At 34.7% G+C, this 20,952-nt stretch carries 22 protein-coding genes, 1 tRNA gene and 1 pseudogene; 11 read left to right on the forward strand and 13 right to left on the reverse strand.

The features are described 5' to 3' along the window. Positions 1-333: 333 nt before the first annotated feature. Positions 334-522, forward strand: coding sequence for a hypothetical protein (locus tag CW751_RS14010; RefSeq protein ID WP_101335660.1), 189 nt, complete (start codon positions 334-336; stop codon positions 520-522). A 155-nt stretch (positions 523-677) separates the two neighbouring features. Here CW751_RS14010 and CW751_RS14015 read toward each other — a convergent pair whose 3' ends face one another. From CW751_RS14015 to CW751_RS14025, 3 genes are all read right to left on the reverse strand, one after another. Further along, positions 678-1,034, reverse strand: a complete 357-nt coding sequence (locus tag CW751_RS14015) for a hypothetical protein (protein ID WP_101335661.1) — start codon at positions 1,032-1,034, stop codon at positions 678-680. 292 nt (positions 1,035-1,326) lie between these two features. Then, on the reverse strand, positions 1,327-3,705 hold the full coding sequence (locus CW751_RS14020) for an outer membrane beta-barrel family protein (protein WP_101335662.1): 2,379 nt from the start codon (positions 3,703-3,705) through the stop codon (positions 1,327-1,329). Between the two features lie 4 nt (positions 3,706-3,709). Then, complete coding sequence (locus tag CW751_RS14025; protein WP_240612585.1) at positions 3,710-4,186, reverse strand: DoxX family protein; 477 nt, start codon at positions 4,184-4,186, stop codon at positions 3,710-3,712. Between the two features lie 119 nt (positions 4,187-4,305). On the opposite strand from CW751_RS14025, the gene CW751_RS14030 reads away from it, so the two are divergent. Together CW751_RS14030 and CW751_RS14035 are read left to right on the forward strand one after the other, a co-directional pair. Further along, a complete protein-coding gene (locus CW751_RS14030; protein ID WP_101335663.1) occupies positions 4,306-5,322 on the forward strand; it encodes a sensor histidine kinase in 1,017 nt (338 codons plus the stop codon). Positions 5,323-5,328: 6 nt separating this feature from the next. Beyond that, the gene (locus CW751_RS14035) at positions 5,329-6,027 is read left to right on the forward strand and encodes a LytR/AlgR family response regulator transcription factor (RefSeq protein ID WP_101335664.1); all 699 of its coding nucleotides are present in this window, start codon (positions 5,329-5,331) and stop codon (positions 6,025-6,027) included. 189 nt (positions 6,028-6,216) lie between these two features. Here CW751_RS14035 and CW751_RS16140 read toward each other — a convergent pair whose 3' ends face one another. Beyond that, the gene (locus CW751_RS16140; RefSeq protein WP_449495008.1) at positions 6,217-6,450 is read right to left on the reverse strand and encodes an ISAon1 family transposase N-terminal region protein; all 234 of its coding nucleotides are present in this window, start codon (positions 6,448-6,450) and stop codon (positions 6,217-6,219) included. A 178-nt stretch (positions 6,451-6,628) separates the two neighbouring features. Then, positions 6,629-6,716, reverse strand: a tRNA-Ser gene (locus CW751_RS14045). A 211-nt stretch (positions 6,717-6,927) separates the two neighbouring features. On the opposite strand from CW751_RS14045, the gene CW751_RS14050 reads away from it, so the two are divergent. Together CW751_RS14050 and CW751_RS14055 are read left to right on the forward strand one after the other, a co-directional pair. After that, a complete protein-coding gene (locus CW751_RS14050; RefSeq protein WP_101335666.1) occupies positions 6,928-8,379 on the forward strand; it encodes a GWxTD domain-containing protein in 1,452 nt (483 codons plus the stop codon). An 11-nt stretch (positions 8,380-8,390) separates the two neighbouring features. Further along, the gene (locus CW751_RS14055) at positions 8,391-9,422 is read left to right on the forward strand and encodes a glycosyltransferase family 2 protein (protein WP_101335667.1); all 1,032 of its coding nucleotides are present in this window, start codon (positions 8,391-8,393) and stop codon (positions 9,420-9,422) included. Here CW751_RS14055 and aroQ read toward each other — a convergent pair. Next, complete coding sequence (aroQ, locus tag CW751_RS14060) at positions 9,419-9,835, reverse strand: type II 3-dehydroquinate dehydratase (protein ID WP_101335695.1); 417 nt, start codon at positions 9,833-9,835, stop codon at positions 9,419-9,421. The two genes, CW751_RS14055 and aroQ, sit on opposite strands and share 4 nt — an antisense overlap. Positions 9,836-9,918: 83 nt before the next feature. Here aroQ and xerD point away from each other — a divergent pair, with 83 nt between their 5' ends. The 3 genes from xerD (at position 9,919) to CW751_RS14075 (ending at position 12,842) form a co-directional block, all read left to right on the forward strand. Next, positions 9,919-10,821 carry a site-specific tyrosine recombinase XerD gene (gene xerD, locus CW751_RS14065; RefSeq protein ID WP_101335668.1) on the forward strand — a complete coding sequence of 301 codons (903 nt, stop codon included), beginning with the start codon at positions 9,919-9,921 and terminating at the stop codon, positions 10,819-10,821. Between the two features lie 439 nt (positions 10,822-11,260). After that, positions 11,261-12,382 (forward strand): PSP1 domain-containing protein, encoded by a 1,122-nt coding sequence (locus tag CW751_RS14070; RefSeq protein ID WP_262484539.1) that lies wholly within the window; start codon positions 11,261-11,263, stop codon positions 12,380-12,382. Further along, complete coding sequence (locus CW751_RS14075) at positions 12,372-12,842, forward strand: gliding motility lipoprotein GldH (protein WP_165779320.1); 471 nt, start codon at positions 12,372-12,374, stop codon at positions 12,840-12,842. Before CW751_RS14070 ends, CW751_RS14075 begins: the two co-directional genes overlap by 11 nt. Before the next feature lie 52 nt (positions 12,843-12,894). Here CW751_RS14075 and CW751_RS14080 read toward each other — a convergent pair whose 3' ends face one another. Beyond that, positions 12,895-13,557 (reverse strand): 3-oxoacid CoA-transferase subunit B, encoded by a 663-nt coding sequence (locus tag CW751_RS14080; protein WP_101335670.1) that lies wholly within the window; start codon positions 13,555-13,557, stop codon positions 12,895-12,897. A 221-nt stretch (positions 13,558-13,778) separates the two neighbouring features. On the opposite strand from CW751_RS14080, the gene CW751_RS14085 reads away from it, so the two are divergent. From CW751_RS14085 to CW751_RS15750, 3 genes and pseudogenes are all read left to right on the forward strand, one after another. Further along, a complete protein-coding gene (locus CW751_RS14085; RefSeq protein WP_101335671.1) occupies positions 13,779-14,531 on the forward strand; it encodes a hypothetical protein in 753 nt (250 codons plus the stop codon). Between the two features lie 126 nt (positions 14,532-14,657). Then, a pseudogene (locus tag CW751_RS15950) lies at positions 14,658-14,759 on the forward strand (type II toxin-antitoxin system HigB family toxin); the annotation flags it as partial. Between the two features lie 10 nt (positions 14,760-14,769). Further along, positions 14,770-15,177 carry a helix-turn-helix domain-containing protein gene (locus tag CW751_RS15750; protein ID WP_240612587.1) on the forward strand — a complete coding sequence of 136 codons (408 nt, stop codon included), beginning with the start codon at positions 14,770-14,772 and terminating at the stop codon, positions 15,175-15,177. Positions 15,178-15,446: 269 nt separating this feature from the next. On the opposite strand, the gene CW751_RS14105 is transcribed toward CW751_RS15750, so the two are convergent. The 6 genes from CW751_RS14105 to CW751_RS14130 form a co-directional block, all read right to left on the reverse strand. Further along, a complete protein-coding gene (locus tag CW751_RS14105) occupies positions 15,447-16,709 on the reverse strand; it encodes a sulfate adenylyltransferase subunit 1 (RefSeq protein WP_101335673.1) in 1,263 nt (420 codons plus the stop codon). A gap of 35 nt (positions 16,710-16,744) precedes the next feature. Next, positions 16,745-17,647, reverse strand: a complete 903-nt coding sequence (cysD, locus tag CW751_RS14110; protein WP_101335696.1) for a sulfate adenylyltransferase subunit CysD — start codon at positions 17,645-17,647, stop codon at positions 16,745-16,747. Positions 17,648-17,659: 12 nt separating this feature from the next. Continuing rightward, on the reverse strand, positions 17,660-18,268 hold the full coding sequence (locus tag CW751_RS14115) for a phosphoadenosine phosphosulfate reductase domain-containing protein (protein ID WP_101335674.1): 609 nt from the start codon (positions 18,266-18,268) through the stop codon (positions 17,660-17,662). Positions 18,269-18,275: 7 nt separating this feature from the next. Continuing rightward, positions 18,276-18,530, reverse strand: coding sequence for a DUF2061 domain-containing protein (locus CW751_RS14120; protein ID WP_101335675.1), 255 nt, complete (start codon positions 18,528-18,530; stop codon positions 18,276-18,278). A 229-nt stretch (positions 18,531-18,759) separates the two neighbouring features. Then, complete coding sequence (locus CW751_RS14125) at positions 18,760-19,182, reverse strand: RrF2 family transcriptional regulator (RefSeq protein ID WP_101335676.1); 423 nt, start codon at positions 19,180-19,182, stop codon at positions 18,760-18,762. 28 nt (positions 19,183-19,210) lie between these two features. Beyond that, a complete protein-coding gene (locus CW751_RS14130) occupies positions 19,211-20,854 on the reverse strand; it encodes a SpoIIE family protein phosphatase (RefSeq protein ID WP_165779321.1) in 1,644 nt (547 codons plus the stop codon). Positions 20,855-20,952 lie beyond the last annotated feature (98 nt).

Here is a 20,952-nt window from a genome sequence, read left to right on the forward strand (position 1 = left end):
TAAGCTTGATTATTCCTTTTTGTCTTGCCATGATTACTTAATATTAGTTTTGACAATATCCTGTTGAGACTTTCTCAACATTCCTCAAATTTCGTCGCGACTTGAAATCGATACTTCAAAAATAGGGGAGAAGTAGGCTACTCAAAAGGGTTTACTTCCGTTCAATAATCTTTGTGCTGTTTTGCTGTGTTTTTGCCTTTTTAATATCCTTTATTTTCCTATAATTTTGTATTTGAGGTAGAAAACACCCATAACAACCCCATGTCAAGAGCATAGCTCATGTATGGATAGTGTATGGCTAAAATCAAATAAGACTAAAAAACATCAAGAAAAATGAAGCGTATCGTTCTACATACAAAAGACGTCATGATCATCACTGGAAAGTCTGAACGATATTCTCGAGAACTCATCAAAAAAATGAAGGAACACTACCTCAAAAAATCACATCAGTATGTTACTATAAAGGAATGTTCTAAATATTTAGGTTTGGATGTTGATGAGGTTGAGGAAGTTTTGTTTTAATTGCAATTTTCTATCAAAAAAATAGAACTCAAAAATATAAACGAAAAAACCCCTTATGAACATCACTTCTATTTGAAAGTAAAATTCATAAGAGATTCCAATATATTAATCTAAACACAGTATTACTTATGTTTAAAATTCGAATAACAAAAAGGCTATTTATTATTTTTCAAAAATTCAGTAATTTCTGAAGGCTCTGCTCTATTTCTGTAATCAGCATCTAGAAAAGCATAGATAATTTCACCATTTTCACCGATCAAAGATGCGGCTAAAGGAAGTTCGTTTGATACATCGCCATTATATCCATTCATATCAAATGCTTCATCATACATTTCAACAACCTCATCTGTTAATTTGAAAACTATGCCGCATTCTTTAGCTACTACTTGCATTGCGCTTTCTACAATGCCACTTTCTACAACCGCTTCAATTCCTTCTTTGTAAGCTCTTTTTTTGTTATCGTCTGCTTTCAACGCAAAATTGGCTTTCTTTTCCTCTAATTTCGACTTCAAAGTAATATTTAAATCCTTACCAGTAGCGAAATAATTTAAAATCTATTTCCGGGCAATAGGTTTGTGCTGTAATGGGGCGCGGTCCAGAAAGGTTTCTGGAACACAGATGCAAGCAACACGGATAATCACGGATTTCTTGTGTCATGAATCCTAAGTATTTTTATATCTTGAAGTTAATAACGCACCATATTTCATAAAACTCTTTTTTTATGGAGGATTGAATTTTAATTCCAATTTTACTGGTAAAATATCCGATAAGCTTTGGTGTTAAAAGCAGTTTCTCATTTAAAACCTACCTTCTTCTTCCAGAATAATTCATCGCTTCACCTTTTCCGAATCCGTAACTAACACCAAAGGCAATTTGACGCGAACGCACGCCGTAACTGTAGTTTTCAAAAGTTTCTTGACTCACAAAATGTTCACGAATTCGTGATTGAAATAAATCCCTAACAGACAAGTTTAGCATTACTTTCCCTTTTAAAATCTTTTTTCTTACTCCAATATCAAGTGTTGCATACGCTGATGTTTCCCCTTGAACAGTCTCGTAACCCGACTGATATCTTCCTGTTAATTCTAAATCTACATCATATTTTAATTTGAATTTAGGTGTTAAACGAGCCGACCATTGACTACCCGAGAAATCGAAGTTTTGATTTTCAAATGTTCCTTTTCTATCGAAATAATTAAAGTTGAAATCTGCATTTACAGTTAACCATTTCGTTGGAATATATTTTCCATTCGTTTCAAAACCAATTTTCGAATTCGTTCCTACATTATAGGGGCGAGAATAAACGGTGTTGTTTTCAATTGTTGAAACGCGTTCAATAACATCGGTTGTGTATTGGTGGTAAAGACTCGAACTAAATGAAGCTTTTCCAATTCTGTAAATACTTGTTATTTCATACGAATCTGTGTATTCAGAAAGTAAATTTGGGTTTCCTGCTCGAATGTTGTAGTTGTTTGAAATATTAAAGAACGGATTCAAATCCCAAAGTCTAGGACGGTAAATTCTTTTGGAATATCCTGCTTGGAAAGACAATTTATCTGAAACCTTATACGAAGTATGTAATGTTGGGAAGAAGTCTGTAAAATTCTGATTGTTTTCCTCTTCCGTATTTACAAGGAAAGTGTTTAATTCTGTGTTTTCAACTCTCAAACCTCCTTTTACACCCCATTTTTCACTTTCATAAGCAAGTGTAGAATAGATCCCTAATACATTTTGTTCGTATTCAAAATCGTTGGTTTGATTTTGGTCAACAACATACTCATCTACCACATAGTCTTCTACCATAAAGTCGTTTCCAACATTGTTAATTACATACTGCGAACCTAATTCAAGGGTAAATGCATCCGTAATAGGATTCATGTAATCGGCTTTAAAAGTGTAGTCAACTTTGTTGAAATTAGTTGCTGTTCGTTGGTCTCTGTTTTCTTCGAGACCAGCATTAGTTCTGGAAGTAAATTGTGAAGATTGATCTTTACCAAAAAAGCTTCCAAGCGCTGACAATTGAAGTGTATGCTCTTTGTTATTTCTAAATTGCTTTTTATAATTCAAGTCATATTGCCATTTAGGATTAATAGCATCCGTAACTTCAGTTCTGGTCCAACTCGAAACTAAGTCTCCGTTACTGTCCAAATATGAAAAATCTGTTTCTGAAGGTTGGTCTTCCATTTCCAAAGCATAATTACCTGAAAGCGTTATCACATTATAGTCATTTATATGGTAGTCTGTTCCCAAAGTAATATTGAAGAACTTCTCATTTCTATAGTTTTCTCCTTCACTTAAAATGGTTTCCTCTGTGATTTTATTGAAGTTTCTAGATTCAGAAAATCTAGGTTGCTTACGATACCCTCCGCCTAATTGAGTAAACAAATTAAACTTCTCCGTTCTTCTGTTTAAACTTAAACCAATACTGTGATTGTCGGGATATCCTGTGTTTGCAGTTACTGATCCATTCCAGCCTTTCTTTTCTTCTTTCTTCAAAATGATATTCAAAATTCCAGCTGTTCCTGAAGCCTCATATTTTGCCGAAGCATTGGTAATGACCTCAACGCTTTCTATCATATCTGCTGTAATTGTTCCTAAGGCATTTCCAGACTCATCAGCTAAAACAGATGGTTTCCCATTGATTAAAATTTGAACTCCAGCTCCTCCTCTCAAGGTAATATCACCATCGATTCCCACATTTACAGAAGGAACATTGTCTAAGACCTCCAAACCACTCATTCCTGTACTGCTCAAGTCTTTTCCAACATTAAACACACGTTTGTCAAGTTTGAAAACAGTTTTTGAAACTTCACCACGTATTTCAACTTCATCAAATGATTGCCCTTCAGATTCAAGTGTTACATCTCCTAAATCAACTTTCCAGTCTACAATTTCAAAATCAGAAATATACTTTGTGGTGTATCCCATAAAGCTGATTTCAATTAAAAAATCTTTGATGTGCGTAGCCAAATTAAATTTTCCCTTTTCATCAGTTGTTGTTCCCGAAAGCACTTCTGTAGTGTCTAAACTTTTCAGCACAACTGTAGCATAAGGCAAAGCTTGTTTTGTTTCCATTTCTTTCAAAACACCAGTCACCTCAATAGATTTTGGTTGTGCAAAAGCATCCGTTGAAATGAAAATAAATCCAAGTAAAAAGAGTGTAAATTTTAAATAACTGGGCATTGTACTATTTATTTAATTGAATTAATGAATCGATTGAAAATTTTCCAGGACCTGTAAAAAGTAAGGCTACAAATCCTACTAAGTAAAGAAATGCTTTTTCCATTCCTCCGAAACCGTCTGTGAAATGAACATAAAAAGTGGCCACCAACATAGTAATTACCAAAGGCAACAAAGCCCATCTTGTTAACAGACCAAAAATGACCAGAGAAGCACAGAAAACTTCTGCAAATACGGCCATTATCATTGAAGTCATTGGTCCAAACCCAAATGGATCTGCAAATTGAATCTCTCCTCCTTCGATGAGTCGCGACCATTTTCCTAATCCATGACCGAGTAACATGGCCAATCCAATTGAAATTCTCAACAATAATAATCCTATTCCGTTTAGGTTTTCCTTGTTCAACATTGTATTTAACTTTCCATTTTTCACTGTTGCAAAAAAAGAAAGTTTTCCTGGGTAAATAAAATGTAATCTGCTCAACGACATTTTCAACCCCCTCAATAACATTTTTAGAAATAAATGCCGATAAACAGCTTAATTTTGTCGTTTGCCTGATTCTATTTTTAACGTAATTATCAATTTCCTATCTTTACCCTTTAATGAACAAATTACAACTCAATAAAAAAACGGTTGCTGAAATTATCTTTCAGGTCATTTTAAATAGTCTTGTTTTTATCTTTTTTGCTTTTGATAGACGAAATCCTGGAATCGAACTGCACAAGTTTTTCTTTTATTTCAACTATGCCGTTGCTGCATTGGTCATTAATTATGTGCTTTTACCGAAGTACTTCTATAAAAATCGCTACTTCACATTTATCATTTATGCTTTGGTGATCGTTGGGTTGGTCATTTTTACTGAAGAAGCCATTCTCGAGAAAATTTATTATCCCGATACACGCGGAAGAAAATTCCTCGGTGTTATGTTTAATTTAATGGGAACTCTGCCCACTTTAACAGTTTTGGTTGGATTTAAATTTGGTTGGGATGCCTTGTCCAACAAACGTAAGGTTGAAGAGTTGAAAAGTTCTGTAAAAGAAAGCGAATTGAACTATTTAAAATCACAAATAAATCCGCATTTCTTGTTCAACAACTTAAATAATTTATATGCACATGCTGTTGAAGAATCACCAAAAACCCCAGATATTATTCTAGAATTATCGGATGTTTTGCGTTACATGTTGTATGAATGTAAAGCCGATTATGTTCCACTCGATAAGGAGATTAAGCAATTAAAAAGTTATGTCAATTTAAGTGAACTTCAAATCGAAGGGCGAGCAAAAGTGAATTTTAAAACCCAAAACATTACTGGTTCTATCCGAATTGCGCCATTAATTTTAATTGTTTTTATTGAAAATGCATTTAAACACAGCGCTTCGAGTTTAAGTGACAACATTGTGATTGACATCAATATTGAAAAAACAGAAGAAGATCAACTTCGTTTCCATTGTCAAAATACTTACAGTTCAACCTCAAATATTTCAAGTTTAAAAGGTGGAATCGGACTTTCGAATGTCAACAAACGACTCCAATTACTCTATCCACAAGCACATGAACTAACAATATCTGAAGGAAACGGTGAAGTTTATACTGTTGATTTAACAATTGATTTAAATTAATAAAACATGAAATGTATAATCATTGAAGATCAATTACCAGCCCAACGGATTTTAAAGAAATTCATTACAGATTATGAAAGCTTAAATTTGATAGGCGTTTTCAACAATGGAATTGAAGCCATGGAATTTGTCAACAAAAACGAAGTCGATTTGATGTTTTTAGATATTCACCTTCCCAAGCTATCTGGAATAGATTTTTTAAAGGCATTAAACAATCCTCCGCAAGTGATTTTTACCACAGCTTTTTCTGAATTTGCACTGGAAGGTTATGAATTAAATGTGGTCGATTATTTACTCAAACCCTTCTCCTTTCAACGATTTGTGCAAGCCGTTTCTAAAGTTGAAACAAAAAAACAATCTGAGGCTAATCTTATTGACGACAGAGGAGATTCAAAAAAAGATATTTTCATTAAAAGTGGATTTGACCATATTCGAATCAAATTAGACGACATATCCTATATCATGTCTGACGCAGACTACACAGAAATTCATCACGAAACAAACAAATATCTTTCCTCTGAAACATTGCGATTTTGGGAGCAAACTCTGCCCACACATCAATTCAGCAGGGTCCATAAATCATATATTGTGAATACGGAGAAAGTAGTGAAGGTTTCTGGAAATCAAATTTACTTGGAAAACAAGAAGATTGTTCCAGTAGGTCGAGCATTTAAAAATGAATTTATCGAACGATTTATTAAATAACTTTTCTTATTCTATGCAAGCCTTTCAACACCTTCTCTAACTTTCAAAATTAAATACTCAAATATGATTTATAAAAATCTTTTATCATTTGAAATGGAGATTTATGGGCTCTACTGCTTACTTCAAAAAATCAGAAGCAACATCATTTGCACCGTATGTTCTGTTTTGAAACAATCATAATATTTAGCGTCATATATTCTTATCCGTCCATCTCCGGCGTTTTACATGAAGAAAAACGAACTTACCTCTAAGGGGAAAGTCTTGTATGATAACCTCTTTATGAAACCCTTTGGATACTAATGACCGATCAGAAAACTCTTGTGGTTGTGTTTCCTTTTCTTCAAAATAAAGCTCTAACTTTTCAGTTTTTTGCTGAGATTTGATTAAATCAAAGTGCTCAACAATCATCTCTGGTAAAATCAAAATAAATCAATATAGTTTTCCATTAGGGTAATTTTTCGGTAAAGAAATAAAATTTATTTTAATCCCTCCCCAACTTTTGAGACCGATCCTTAGTCTTGATCCTAAATCTTGATCCAGTGAAATCTTAATTCGTTTCAACCAATAAAAAAACCCACAACTTTAGTTGCGGGTTTTTTTCTGGCGGAGAAAGAGGGATTCGAACCCCCGATACCTCTCGGTATGCCGGTTTTCAAGACCGGTGCATTCAACCGCTCTGCCATTTCTCCGCGACAAAAGTACTAATAGATATTTTTATAACAAGTATAAAATTGATTTATTTTTAAAGAAAATTTAACTCGTGTTTTAATTGTCTCAAATTCTAAGAGTTAAGGAATTGTTAAGGATGTTTTGACCGTGCCGTTTAATCAACAAAATGTACAAACTTTGTTGAAAGACTCAAAATTGTCTAACTTTATACCCAATAGAAGATTATTGAATATGAAAAATATTTTGCTCCTTATATTACTTGTCTTGTCAAGTATGAGTTATGGTCAAGAAAAGAAACTAAAGGTTTATTTAGAAAACAACCAATTTTTTAATCCAGAAATAGGTAACTATCTTGAAGTTGAACTCAATTTTACAGGTTACACCCTCAATTATGTGACAGAAAACAATGTTATGTATGCCGAAGTTGAAATAAGTCAGATTTTTTCACAAAATGATACAATTGTTTCGGCAGATCGATATAGGCTAAGAAGTCCAAAGGTTGTTGATAGTATTGTTGATGATTTCTTTGACATTCAAAAATACGCTTTACTGCCAGGAAGTTATGATTATGAACTTTCCATAAAAGATGTGAATGCGAACCAAGATCCGATTTCTGTTAACACGACCATCGAAATTGAGGACTTATCAGGTGGTCTATCTATTTCATCATTTATCGCTGCGGAATCGATAAAACCTAATCCATCAGATCAAAATATTTTCACTAAGGCAGGATACGATGTTGTTCCATTGATAGGGAATTATTATCCAACTGAAGTTCAGAATTTACTTTATTATTTTGAAGTTTACAATTCAGATGCAGATTTATCCGATTCTGTGTATGTTGTTGAGCAGAAGATAATTAACAAAAATAAAGCGACAGATATAGAGCAATATACTCGTTATTATAGATATGAAACTTCAGAATTACAGCCAGTTTCCAAGGTGGTTGATATAAGTCTATTACCTACAGGAGCATATACCTTGGAGATTAATATTCTCAATAGGGATAAAACGGTTATTGGCAGGACTTCTTTTGATTTTGATCGAAATAATACAGAAGAGGTGAACGCTGTGGCGTATGAATCTGTAATTTTAAACCCTGCATTTAAAGAAAGTATTCCAGATGATTCGGTAGCCTATTATGTGGGGAGTTTGATTCCCATAGCTGGTCAAGCTGAAGTGAAAAATATCATTCGCCTATTAAAGAAAAAGGATAAAGAACAAAATTATCGTTATCTGCAAGCGTTTTGGAAACAAGCTGCTCCAGAAAATCCTTATGAAGGATGGATAAAATACAAGGCACAAGTTCAGTCCGTTGAGCGCTTATTTGCTACTAATTTTCAGGTCGGATTTGAGACAGATCGCGGCCGGGTTTTTCTGCAATATGGTGCGCCAAATAGTGTAATAGAACAGCCTTCATCTCCATCAGAATATCCTTATGAAATATGGCAATACGATCAAATTAAACAGTTTTCAAACCGTAGATTTATTTTTTATAGTACAACTAATCTAAATGAAGATTATCGTTTATTGCATAGCGATATGATTGGCGAAATTCAGAACTACAGATGGAAATACGCGCTTAATAAAAGAAATACACCTGATAGTGATTTAGATGATCCTACCGGTGGTGCGAAGCCTCACTTTGGAGGTAATTCGTCCTTGTATTTTAATAGTTACTAAACAATAAAGTCTTGAAAACGGCTGTAGTCATTCTAAATTGGAACGGATTATCATTTTTGAAACAATTCCTTCCTACATTAATTCAATATACCAAAGAGGCGAAAATTGTTGTTATTGACAATCAATCTACAGATGATAGTTTGCTTTATATAGATAATCATCATCCACAAGTAGAAGTAATTAAAAATAGTGAAAACGGCGGTTTTGCAAAAGGTTACAATGATGGTTTAATTAATTTGAAAGGAAGGTTTGAATATTACGCGTTAATTAATTCTGATATTGAAGTAACGCAAGATTGGTTAAACCCTCTGATTGATCAGTTAGATAAAGATAGGAGTATTGCAGGTGTACAACCAAAAGTTCGTGCCTATCACAGGAAGGATCACTTTGAACATGCTGGTGCAAGTGGCGGATTTATAGATAAAAATTACTATCCATTTTGTCGCGGTAGAATATTTGATGAACTTGAAAAGGATGTAGGTCAATATGAAAACACCAAAGAGATATTTTGGACCACGGGGGCTTGTATGGTTGTGCGTTCTGAAGTTTATCATCAACTAGGAGGATTAGATGAAGATTTTTTTGCGCACATGGAGGAGATTGACTTTTGTTGGCGTGCTAAAAAACAGAATTATGCATTTTATGTGGTTCCATCATCAACTGTTTACCATGTTGGAGGGGGAACCTTGAATTATCAGCATCCAAAAAAAACTTACCTTAACTTTAGAAATAGTCTTTACATGATACATAAAAACCATGAGGGTTGGTTGTTTGGTAAAGTGCTTTATCGATTGTTACTAGATGGGGTAGCGGCATTCAAATACCTAATTAGTTTACAATGGAAACATATCTTTGCCATAATTAAGGCGCATCAATCTTATTTCAAAGAAATAGGAAATTTAAAGAAGAAAAGGCAAAAAATTCAAGCGGAAAGCACCGTTTTTAATACTCAAGGTTTTTATAAAGCATCAATTTTATGGGCTTACTTTTTTAAACGCATCAGAGTTTTTAGTCAGCTCAATAAAAGATTCTTTTCTAATTAATCCCGTGGAATTTTAAAATAGTTTAAAGCCAACTGATATCCATATAATCCAAATCCAAAGATACAACCAACAGCTACAGGGCTAATTAGACTTGTATGTCTAAAGCTTTCCCGATCGGCTATGTTTGAGATATGAACTTCTACAACCGGTGTTTCGATAGCGGCAACAGCATCTCTGATCGCTACAGATGTATGTGTGTAGCCACCTGCATTTAAAATAATACCATCTACTTCTGCTTTATGAAGCTGATCAATAATTTCACCTTCAATATTGCTTTGAAAGGTTGTTATTTTGAAACTGCCATTTTCCAATTGATTAATATAAGTGTCGAAAGGAGTATCCCCATAAATGGAGGGTTGTCTTTCCCCCAATAAATTTAAGTTAGGACCGTTTATAATTAATATTTTTTTCATTTCTTCAATATGTTTTACAATGATAACCAAAATTACATGTTTTGATTTAGTGCTTGAAGATAAAATTGGATTAAATTTAGGGCATGAAAACTTGGGATGTTTACCGGAAAGATTTTATAAATTACTTGAAGATTGAAAGAGGTTTAGCCGAGAATTCCATTTTTGCTTATCAAGCAGATTTAGAGAAGTTAAGTGAATTTTGTAAGGCACGTTCTATTCCACCAGAAAAAGTAGATTTGTCTATCTTAAAACAATTTATAGCTGATTTATATGATTTAGGACTTTCGGCGCGTTCTCAAGCACGAATTATTAGTGGCGTTAAGCAGTTTTTTGAATTTTTAGTTCTTGAAGAGATCCGAGAAGACGATCCAAGTGATTTACTTGAACTTCCGAAGATAGGTAAAAAACTACCTGTATTTTTGAGTATTGAAGAGGTTGATAAACTATTACAAGCTGTAGATTTGAGCAAGGCGGAAGGCCACCGAAATAAAGCAATGCTGGAAACAATGTACAGTTGTGGCTTACGTGTCAGTGAATTAATTAATTTAAAATTTTCTAATTTATTTTTCAATGAGGGGTTTTTAAGGGTGATTGGAAAGGGGAATAAGGAAAGACTAGTCCCCGTAAGTAAGTCAGTAGAGAAAGAAATTGATTTATATGTAACCGGAACACGTCAACACATGAAAATTCAACCTGGTCATGAAGATTTTGTGTTTTTAAATCGAAGAGGACGTCAATTAACACGCGTTATGATTTTTACAATCGTCAAAAATTTAGCACTTTCTATAGGATTAAAGAAGAAGGTAAGTCCACATACTTTTCGACATTCTTTCGCTACACATCTTATCGAAGGTGGGGCTAATTTAAGAGCGATTCAAGAAATGCTCGGACACGAATCTATCACAACAACAGAAATTTATACGCACCTAGATCAATCTTATATTAGAGAGGCCATCATTAGTTTTCATCCTCGAAATAAAAAATAATATACTCAAAAGAAAGTCCGAGCCTTTGTTCAAATCAGAATTTATTCGCAGTTGTCCTTGATATTTATTACTTTTGATGAAAAATTGTAACTATGGGATGTTCAAGTTGTGGCACTGGAGGCGGAATGCCTCGCGGGTGTAAAAATAACGGAACCTGTAGTTCTGGAGGATGTAATAAACTTGGTGTTTTCGATTGGTTGGCAAATATGCAGTTACCCAACGGAAAAAGCCAATTTGATATAGTTGAAATACGATTTAAGAACAGTCGAAAGTCTTTTTTTAGAAATTTAAAAGGACTAGATTTGAATGTTGGCGACGTTGTCGTCGTGGAAGCAAGCCCTGGCTATGATGTCGGTGTGGTTTCCGTTGTAGGAGAACTCTCCAGAATACAGCTTCAAAAAAAGCGCCAAATTTTAAAACGCATGAAGCACGCAAAATTTTGCGACATGCTTCTCAAGAGGATATTGATAAATGGGTAGCTTCTCGTAAGAAGGAGGAAGAGGTAATGCATCGTGCACGAGAAATGGCTATTGCATTAAAGCTCGACATGAAAATATCAGATGTAGAGTATCAAGGTGATGGCTCAAAAGCAACATTTTATTATACGGCAAATGCGCGTGTCGATTTTCGTCAGTTGATTAAAGACATGGCAGATCAATTTCGGGTTCGTATTGAAATGAGACAGATTGGTGCTCGGCAGGAGTCAGCAAGACTCGGGGGTATTGGGTCATGTGGAAGAGAGCTGTGTTGTTCGACATGGCTAACAGATTTCAGGTCAGTAAGCACAAGTGCAGCAAGGTATCAACAGCTTTCGCTGAATCCACAAAAACTTGCGGGGCAATGCGGTAAGCTGAAATGCTGTTTGAACTATGAGTTGGATATGTATATTGATGAACTCAAAGACTTTCCATCAACGGATATTAAATTATACACCAAGAAAGGTTCTGGAATTCATATAAAAACAGACGTTTTTAAGCGATTGATGTGGTATTTATATCAAACAGATGACAAATCAGGGCCAAACTTAGTAGCGCTTTCTCCAGAACGGGTTAAAGAAATCATTAGCTTAAACAAAGAAAAAAAGAATCCTGAAGATTTAAAAGACTTTGAGGAAACTGTTTATGAATCTGAGGTGCCAGATTACACAAATGTGGTGGGGCAAGATGATTTGAATCGATTTGATAAAAAGTTTAAGAAAAAGAAGAAAAGAAAGTCTAATAAACGCAAATCTTCGGGCAATAAACCTAGTGGAAAAGGAGGGAAGCAAACGCAGGCGAAGTCCAATGGCGATAAAGGAGGAAAGGATAAAAAAGGTAAGTCTGACAATAAGTCCAATAAAAACCCCCAAGCCAAGAAGAAAACACAACAGAAAGGAAGTCACAAGCAAAAACCAAATGATTCACAGAAGGGAAAAGTTGGACAGAAATCGGGAAATAGAAATAGACCGAAACCTTCTAATAATCCCACTAAATCGAAGTCGGGAAACAAACCTTCGAATTCATCACCAAAGAATAAAAGATCAAAATCTGATGGAAATCAAAAAGGCAAAAATGAGGAATAAATCTTTAGTGTTTTTAGTATTTGCTATTGTCGTTATTCAATCGATGCTCACGACTAGTTGTACATCACCAGCGATGTATGATCAAACTTATGATTTTGAAAATCAGTCGTGGTCAAAAAGTGATACTGCTATTTTTGAAGTGGAGGTTGGAGACACTGTTTTGAACCGTGACTTTATCTTATCCTTACGTACTACAAAGTCTTATTTGTATAGTAACCTTTGGATTTACATTATGATTACCGCACCTGATGGATCTACCTCGAAAGTTGCACAAAAAATCCCTTTGGCCAATCCTGATGGGTCTTGGATTGGTCGTGTATCTGGATCATTGGTGGAAAGTCGTTTGCGTTTTGATTCTAAACCGTTTCCAATTAAAGGAACTTATGTTTTCAAGATGGTTAATGCTACGCAAGAAGAAGTTATCGGAGAGGTGCTAGATATTGGGTTGAGGATAGAGTAGGAGGTATTATAAAAGTATTTAGAGAGGGCGTTGTATTCAACGCCCTTTCTTATTAATCTTCTATTTTCATTTCAGGAACATGATCAGGAACAACTAAATCTCCCGCAGTAGCTTTTCTTATTTCATCAACGCTCACACCAGGTGCACGTTCAATTAAATGAAAAGCTCCATCTTTTACCTCAATTACTGCAAGGTTCGTAACAATTTTAGTTACACAATTTACACCTGTTAAAGGCAAAGAACATTCTTTTAGCAATTTAGAATCCCCTTTTTTATTGGTGTGCATCATCGCCACGATAATGTTTTCAGCTGAACCAACCAAATCCATAGCTCCGCCCATTCCTTTCACCATTTTACCTGGAATTTTCCAATTAGCAATATCACCATTTTGTGCAACTTCCATTGCTCCAAGAACAGTTAGTTGAACGTGATTTCCGCGGATCATACCGAAAGAAGTCGCTGAATCAAAAAACACTGCTCCAGGTTTAGCAGTAATGGTTTGTTTTCCTGCGTTAATTAAATCAGCATCTTCTTCTCCTTCGAAAGGAAAATTCCCCATGCCCAGAATTCCATTTTCTGATTGAAACTCTACCTGAATATTCTCTGGAACGTAATTGGCCACTAAAGTTGGAATTCCAATTCCTAAATTCACATAAAAACCATCTTCTAATTCTTGCGCAATTCGCTTTGCAATTCCAATTTTATCGAGTGCCATATTATTCTGTTTTGATCTTATAATTAACAAAATCAAATATAACGGATTTCTTTCGTTTTGCGGTAGTATTTCACTAAAAACTACTTAGGAGGCTTTGTGTTTGTTGAAATTATGGAAAATATTGTTCTTAAAAGTGGATTAAAAATGTTAAGTTTGGTCAGAAAATATAGGTTGGATATGCGCAATTGCGTATATCCAATTGTTGGGCAACATTTAAAAAGATGATACGATTAACATTCATATTAGCGATTATCATTCTGACAATTAGTTGTGCGGAAAACAGGGAATCAAAATCGACTCAAACCGAATCAACTTCTAAAATTGATTCAGTTGCAGACCGACCTAAGACGTTACTTGAAGAAGTTGAAGAAGACACAATTCTCGAAAGAAATGACCCAAATTCACTTGACCTTTCTAAACACCAAATTTTCATTGACACGACAAGGAGTTCAACATTCTATGAAAGTGTAAAACAGTGGAGCGAATCAAAATGGGACAAACAATCAATCAACTCTTCATTGAACGCGATTAACAAAGACTTTAAACCAAAACAGATAGACTTAAAGAGCTTTCCAAGCCATTTCATAACTCTCAGAAAGCTCAATAACCAATTTGTACTTTATGACAGATGTGATGGTATTGACCCGAGATATGAAATACGTGATACGGCATTCATATTTTACGGACCGTTGGAATCGGACGCTGAATCAATTTCTAAAGTAATTTCATTAACGGACAATTCAATAGAACTCGAACTAAGAACTTTTCAAGCAAAGTCAAGCGACCAAAAATCCAGACTTACAATAGAAAAGATTGACGATTTCATTTACAAATTGACTTATAAGAATCAAACATTTGACAGAGTTGAATACTTGACTACAGTTGACGGAATCGAGAAATTTGATTTGGTAGTAAACAACTGTCCGACAATGAAAATGATGGAGTTTGACGGATTTGATGAAGAAGAAAAATAAAAAAACGATTGCCCAACATTGTATAAGCGTAATGCGGGCTGAATAGCTAAAAATGAGTATTTTGGCATCTATCAAAGTTTGGTGCAGGCGGACAGTGAATCGCTCCGAAATCCCGCACTAAGCTTATACTTGACCGTTGTAAAGTTTAATTATGAAAAACAATGGACATTTATTCGTTTTATCGGCACTCACGCTGAATATGAAAAAATAGATGCTAACAAAATTTAAAATAAATGCCATAAATATTAAACCTATAAAAACAGATTTGGATTACCGAAATGCACTTGAGCGTTTAGAAATTATTTTTGATGCGCCAGTTGATACTCAGGAAGGTGATGAAGCTGAGATTCTATCATTATTGATTGAAAACTACGAAAATGAGCACTATCCGATTGAAGCACCAGACCCTATTGAAGCTATAAAAACTCGAATGGAAGAAAAGAATTTACGCCAGAAGGAATTGATCGGTATAACCCGGATTATTCATGCATTTAATTTTAAATCTATTCTAGGCACAAGACCTAAAGTAATATATGCATATTTCTCAGGGCTTGTAACGACGAATAGATCAAAATTAAATCAAAATCTTACAAATACACAAATACCCAAAAATGGGTTTCTCAAATTTTACAGGAAATACAGTTAAAATACTGACTTACAGATATTAATATTCTTAAACTTTAAGATTGGTGAATAATTCGGGATAATCGGAGGAAAAAGCAGGGTATCTGAAATTCTTAATAGAAAAAAACGATTGACTGTGGATATGATTCGAGAATTAGAAGTGATTCTTAAAATTTCCGCTTCTGTTTTGGTTAATGACTATCAAATTGTGAAAATATAGGATGGGTAAATAGTGAAAACCTAAGCAGGCCGACAGATGTCATACCTGCAAGGCTATTTCTTTTTAAAATCCTACAAAACAAACCCAACCCCAGCCGTAGTATTACTCTTCCCATCAATCAAAATAAAAGCGCCATTCCCTTTATTCTCTGCATAAGCATCAAAATGTAAAGCTTGCGCCAATTGGATTTCCACCAATCCCAAATCATTCATGGCTAAAGTGTCTACATTTTCTGTAACTCCAGAAGTATCTGTGCTGATTTTATGTGTAATGGTCTTAATTTTTGACTTCATTTTTTTGACTCCGTGTTGCAAGAAATAAGTCGCATTTTCTTTTAACGGTTCGTCGTTCATCCAACAGATTTTTGCTTGAATTTTCTTCGCTTCTTTGGGCAATTCCTCCGATTTTACAATTAAATCTCCTCTTGAAACATTCACATCATCCAATAAAGTAATAGTAATTGAAGAACCTTTGCTGGCCGCTAGATATTGTTGATCAAAAAATGAAATTGATTTAATTTGAGATTTTCTACCTGAAGGTAAAACGGTAACATCATCGCCAACTTTCAGTTCACCGCCTTTAAGTTTTCCAGCATATCCTCTGAAATCATGAAATTCATCTGTCTTAGGACGAATAACCGTTTGAATCTGTAAACGTGCTTTGGCCTCTTCTTGAACATCCTCCAATTTAATGCTTTCCAAATACTCCATCATTGTAGGACCAGCATACCATGCAAGATTCTCTGATTTCTCTACCACATTATCACCATGTAAAGCGCTCACAGGAATAAAAGTTATGTTTTGATTTTTATAGTTGGAGTCTTTGATGAGGTCTTGAAAATCTGCTACAATTTCCTCGTATTTTTCTTGCTTAAAATCGATGAGGTCCATTTTATTTACCGCAACAACTACTTCCTTTGTGCGCAGTAAGTCGTTGATAAAAAAGTGACGTTTCGTTTGTTCAATCACTCCATTTCTGGCATCAATTAAAATAATGGAAGCTTGCGAAGTAGAAGTTCCCGTCACCATATTTCTCGTGTATTCGATATGTCCTGGTGTGTCGGCAATAATATAAGAGCGATTTCGAGTAGAAAAGTAAATATGTGCTACATCAATCGTGATACCTTGTTCGCGTTCAGCTACCAATCCATCAGTAGCCAAAGAGAAATCTAAATAATCAAAGCCTTTTTGCTGACTACTTTTCTCAATCGCTGCGAGTTTATCATCTGTTAATGAATGTGTATCGTATAAAATACGACCAATTAATGTTGATTTTCCATCATCTACACTTCCCGCGGTGCTGATTTTTAAAACTTTATCTTTCTTGTTTTCCATTGTGAATGCTTTTGCTAAAATGTTTTGAGTGCTTTCTAAAAATAGCCTTGTTGTTTTCGTTTTTCCATGGCTGCTTCAGAGCGTTTATCATCAATTCTTGCGCCTCGTTCTGAGAGTGTAGATGCGGCGATTTCTTCCACGACTTTATCGATATCAAAAGCTAAAGACTCTACAGCTGCGGTGCAACTCATGTCTCCCACCGTTCTAAAACGAACAATTTTTTCGGTTACCATTTCATCATCGTCACGGAAAACATATTCGTCATGTGCCGACCAAATTAATCCGTCGCGTTCAAATACTTTTCTTTTGTGTGCGAAATAAATCGAAGGAATTTCCATTTTTTCCTGTTGGATATAACTCCAAACATCTAATTCTGTCCAGTTTGAAATTGGAAAAACACGCACGTTCTGCCCAAAATCAATTTGTCCATTTAGCATATCGAAAACCTCTGGACGTTGGTTTTTTTCATCCCATTGCCCAAAATCATCCCTTACTGAGAAAATGCGTTCTTTTGCTCTGGCTTTTTCTTCATCTCGTCGTGCACCACCAATACAAGCATCAAACCCATGCTCTTCTATGGCTTGCAGTAAAGTTTCAGTCTGTAACATATTTCGACTGGCGTATTTTCCTTTTTCTTCTTGCACATCGCCGGCGTCAATATTGTCTTGCACGTAATGTACATGCAATTCTAATCCCAATTCTTCCACCAATTGATCTCTAAACTCTATGGTTTCTGGGAAATTGTGACCCGTATCGATATGTAAAAGAGGGAATGGAATTTTCGCAGGATAAAAGGCTTTTTGAGCTAATCTTACCAAGGTAATAGAGTCTTTTCCGCCTGAAAATAGGATTACAGGCTTGTCAAATTGACCTGCAACTTCTCGGAAAATATAAATCGCTTCATCCTCTAATGGATTGTTAATTACTTTATCGTTCATCTTGTTCACTTTTTAATTATGGATTCCACATTCCCTATTTGCTAATGCCTTCGTAGGATCATAATAATTGCTTTCGTTAGGCAATTTATGCTTCTCTAGATAAATATCCAATTCCTGGTCAGAATAATTGTAAAAAGGGCTCACTTTAAGAATGCCATCTTTACCCTGTGAAACGATATCGATTCCATCACGAAATGCAGTTTGACCTTTTCTGAGATTTGTAAACCAAACATCCGGAGCATGTTCCTTCATTGCCCTTTGGAAAGGTTCTAGCTTTACTTGGTCGCTAAATATTTTGTGTTCAGGAGTATCAACCTCGGGAATACCTAACATTACATTTCGAAATCCAACGGATTGTTGTGGGACATAAATATGAATATTCAATTCTAAGATTTCAATTAATTCTTTCGCATGACGATAAGTTGCCGCAGTGTTGTACCCGGTATCGCACCAAATTACATCAAGTTTTGGTGAGACTTGCGTAGTTAAATGTAAAATTGCACTTTCATACGGTCTAAAATTCGTAGTAATGACTGGCGTTTTTGCTTTGCGAATTGCCCATTCAACAATTTCTTGAGGGCTTTTTCCTCGCAGTGAACTGTTTATTTTTTCTATATCCATAATCTTATCATTTACCCCATTTTATTCCATTCCACAGGCGTTCGTGAAAGTAATAAAGGAGTGTTTTTGTCAATAATTCAAAGGTTCCAATTGAAAAAGCTATCGTTAACTCTCCTGAAATCAACCAAGAAATGAGGATAGTATCTAAAGTCCCAAGAATTCTCCATGAAATTGCTTTTATAACGCTTCTTCCGTGTTTTTCCTTTTTTATTGGAACACTTTTTTCTGCTTTTATTCTATTATAAACTTGATCTATTATCATACCTCATATTTACCCTATCGATTAAGTAGGGTTTTTGCAAATGTATTTTTATTTTTTGAAATAGAACATGATTCAAGTCATTTTTTGTGAATAAGAGAAAACTACTTAGCGTTTTTTATTGTTGCCTTCGACAGGTTAGCCCATTGCTTTCTACAGGTTCAATCAACGGGAGAAACACTCGGTGATTGAGCCTGTCGAAGACACCAGATTCATTGCTAAAGCTGATCTTTTACTTGGAACTTTCCATTGTCAATTGTGCCAAACTTTTCCCTTTCAACACTTTTAAAGTACTATCGCGTACTTCAAGCATCAACCGATTAGTTCCACAGGTTTCTTCATCTGGACAATCGTCGCATTTTTCGTAATAATTTAAGCTCACACAAGGCACCATAGCAATAGGGCCGCTGAGTAATCGAATCACATCACTCATCCAAATTTCTTCTGGATCTTTGCGTAAATAATAACCACCGCCTTTTCCTTTTTTAGAAGAGAGAATACCACCTTTTCTCAACAGCAACAAGATCGTTTCAAGAAACTTATGCGAAATATTTTCTTTCTCAGCAATCGTAGCGATAGGAATGGGGCCAAGTTCTCTGTGCCGACAGATATAAGTCAAAGCTTTAATGCCGTATTTTGTCTTTTTTGATAACACAGTACAAATTTAAGAAATAAAATGACAGTTAAACCTCTACAACAAGGATGCACATATCGTCAATTTGTTCCATTTCACCTTTCCATTTGTTGAATGTTTCCAATAACACTTGTTTTTGTTTTGGAATAGTTAAGGTGTTTGTTTTTATAAGTAACTTTCTAAAGTTAGCAGGGTTATACTTTTTTTGTTTTGGTCCGCCGAATTGATCTTGAAAACCATCAGTGAAAAGATAGATGCGGTCACCTTTTTCCAATTGTATTTCTTTTTGGCTAAAAGGTTTACTGTTTGGGAATCTTCCAATAGGTTGTTTGTCTGCTTTAAATGTGATGAGTTCGTTTGTTTGATGTTTAATAATGTAAAGTGGATTGTTGGCACCAGACCAATAAAGATAATTATTTTCTCTATTTAGTATACAGAATGAAATATCCATTCCATCATTAAAATGAGTATTATTTATATTGATTTGTTCAAGAAATAATTCTTTTGTTTTATCAAGTATTTTATGTGGTTCAAATAAAGAAAATTCTAACACAGATCGATTTAGTGCTGTTTGGCACATCACGCTTATCATTGCTCCTGGCACACCATGTCCAGTACAGTCTCCAACGGCAAACAAAACATAAGGATGATGTTTTTGAACCCAATAAAAATCTCCCGCGACGATATCTTTAGGCAAATGTATAACAGAAGAATTTTTTAATTTTTCTTGAATCTCCTCATTACTTGGCATCATAGAATCTTGAATGTACTTGGCATATTGAATAGATTTGAGAATTTCTTCTCTTTTTTCTTCAATTACCTTCCCTTTTTCAATTAAAAGTTTTTGATATTCGATTTGACGAATATGTAAGGCTAATACCAAAAGAGCAACAATAACAAGACTTGTGAAACCTATTAGAAGTAGTGTTTGGAGCTTATTGATAGAGGTGAGGAAATCCTTTTCTGGAATAAGAATAGACATTGTTAACCTCTGTTCTCTGGATAGATTAAAGGTGTCTGAAGATCCCCAATAACTTTCCTCATCAATCTTGATTTTTTTGGGTTCAGGACTTAACAGTATTGTTTTAATATAGGCTGGTAAATCATCATCTATTTTTTTAATCTCAACGTGGTTTTTTGGTGTGACAGATATTAAAATCGTGTCGTTATATGTCAAATAGGTCTTACTTTTTTCGGTTGGTTTAATTCGATTAAGAAGCTTAACAACCTCATCTAAGTAAAAACTATATGTAATGGTAATGCCTAGGTCTTTTTCTGATTGATCTTTCCAACTTTGGGATACCGACATTCCTAGTTTTTGATTGATGTTAAAACGATATGGAGCAGTCCAGTATTTTTCATTGTCAGTTTTCTGGGCACCCTTATACCATGGTCTTTCTTTAGGATTATGTTTTGTTTTAGTACTCCACGAATAAACTTCAACTAAAGTATTACCCTTTACTACGTATTCTTTCCAAGTAGGTGTGGTGTCTTTTTCTGAAGGATTATAGGTTCTAGAATACCATTTCTCATTTCCTTGGAATAAAACGTATTCCTGTCCTTTACTATTGGCTAAACCAAATGAATTTATCTCAGGGTTTTTTCTTAATCCTGGAAATACTTCATTGTTTATACTTTTTTCATCCCAGTGCGAAAAAGGAATGTGAGCCATTTTTTCTAATGTATATTCCAATTGATTTGAGATTGGAGTAAAAAAACTAATTATCCCGTGTTTTGAATTGGAGTATGTTTTTGAAACTATTGTTTTGGAAACGTTTAATTTTGTCTCTG

Source organism: Brumimicrobium salinarum, from assembly GCF_002844555.1.
GTDB lineage: Bacteria > Bacteroidota > Bacteroidia > Flavobacteriales_D > Crocinitomicaceae > Brumimicrobium > Brumimicrobium salinarum.

Excerpts from the sequence above, each read along its gene's own strand:
- CW751_RS14050 (WP_101335666.1), top strand. The coding sequence starts at position 6,928 with ATGAAAAATATTTTGCTCCTTATATTACTTGTCTTGTCAAGTATGAGT.
- aroQ (WP_101335695.1), bottom strand. The coding sequence starts at position 9,835 with ATGAAAAAAATATTAATTATAAACGGTCCTAACTTAAATTTATTGGGG.
- cysD (WP_101335696.1), bottom strand. The coding sequence starts at position 17,647 with ATGAACGATAAAGTAATTAACAATCCATTAGAGGATGAAGCGATTTAT.
- CW751_RS14105 (WP_101335673.1), bottom strand. The coding sequence starts at position 16,709 with ATGGAAAACAAGAAAGATAAAGTTTTAAAAATCAGCACCGCGGGAAGT.
- CW751_RS14020 (WP_101335662.1), bottom strand. The coding sequence starts at position 3,705 with ATGCCCAGTTATTTAAAATTTACACTCTTTTTACTTGGATTTATTTTC.
- CW751_RS14085 (WP_101335671.1), top strand. The coding sequence starts at position 13,779 with ATGATACGATTAACATTCATATTAGCGATTATCATTCTGACAATTAGT.
- CW751_RS14035 (WP_101335664.1), top strand. The coding sequence starts at position 5,329 with ATGAAATGTATAATCATTGAAGATCAATTACCAGCCCAACGGATTTTA.
- xerD (WP_101335668.1), top strand. The coding sequence starts at position 9,919 with ATGAAAACTTGGGATGTTTACCGGAAAGATTTTATAAATTACTTGAAG.
- CW751_RS14010 (WP_101335660.1), top strand. The coding sequence starts at position 334 with ATGAAGCGTATCGTTCTACATACAAAAGACGTCATGATCATCACTGGA.
- CW751_RS14075 (WP_165779320.1), top strand. The coding sequence starts at position 12,372 with ATGAGGAATAAATCTTTAGTGTTTTTAGTATTTGCTATTGTCGTTATT.
- CW751_RS14030 (WP_101335663.1), top strand. The coding sequence starts at position 4,306 with ATGAACAAATTACAACTCAATAAAAAAACGGTTGCTGAAATTATCTTT.
- CW751_RS14080 (WP_101335670.1), bottom strand. The coding sequence starts at position 13,557 with ATGGCACTCGATAAAATTGGAATTGCAAAGCGAATTGCGCAAGAATTA.
- CW751_RS14120 (WP_101335675.1), bottom strand. The coding sequence starts at position 18,530 with ATGATAATAGATCAAGTTTATAATAGAATAAAAGCAGAAAAAAGTGTT.
- CW751_RS14115 (WP_101335674.1), bottom strand. The coding sequence starts at position 18,268 with ATGGATATAGAAAAAATAAACAGTTCACTGCGAGGAAAAAGCCCTCAA.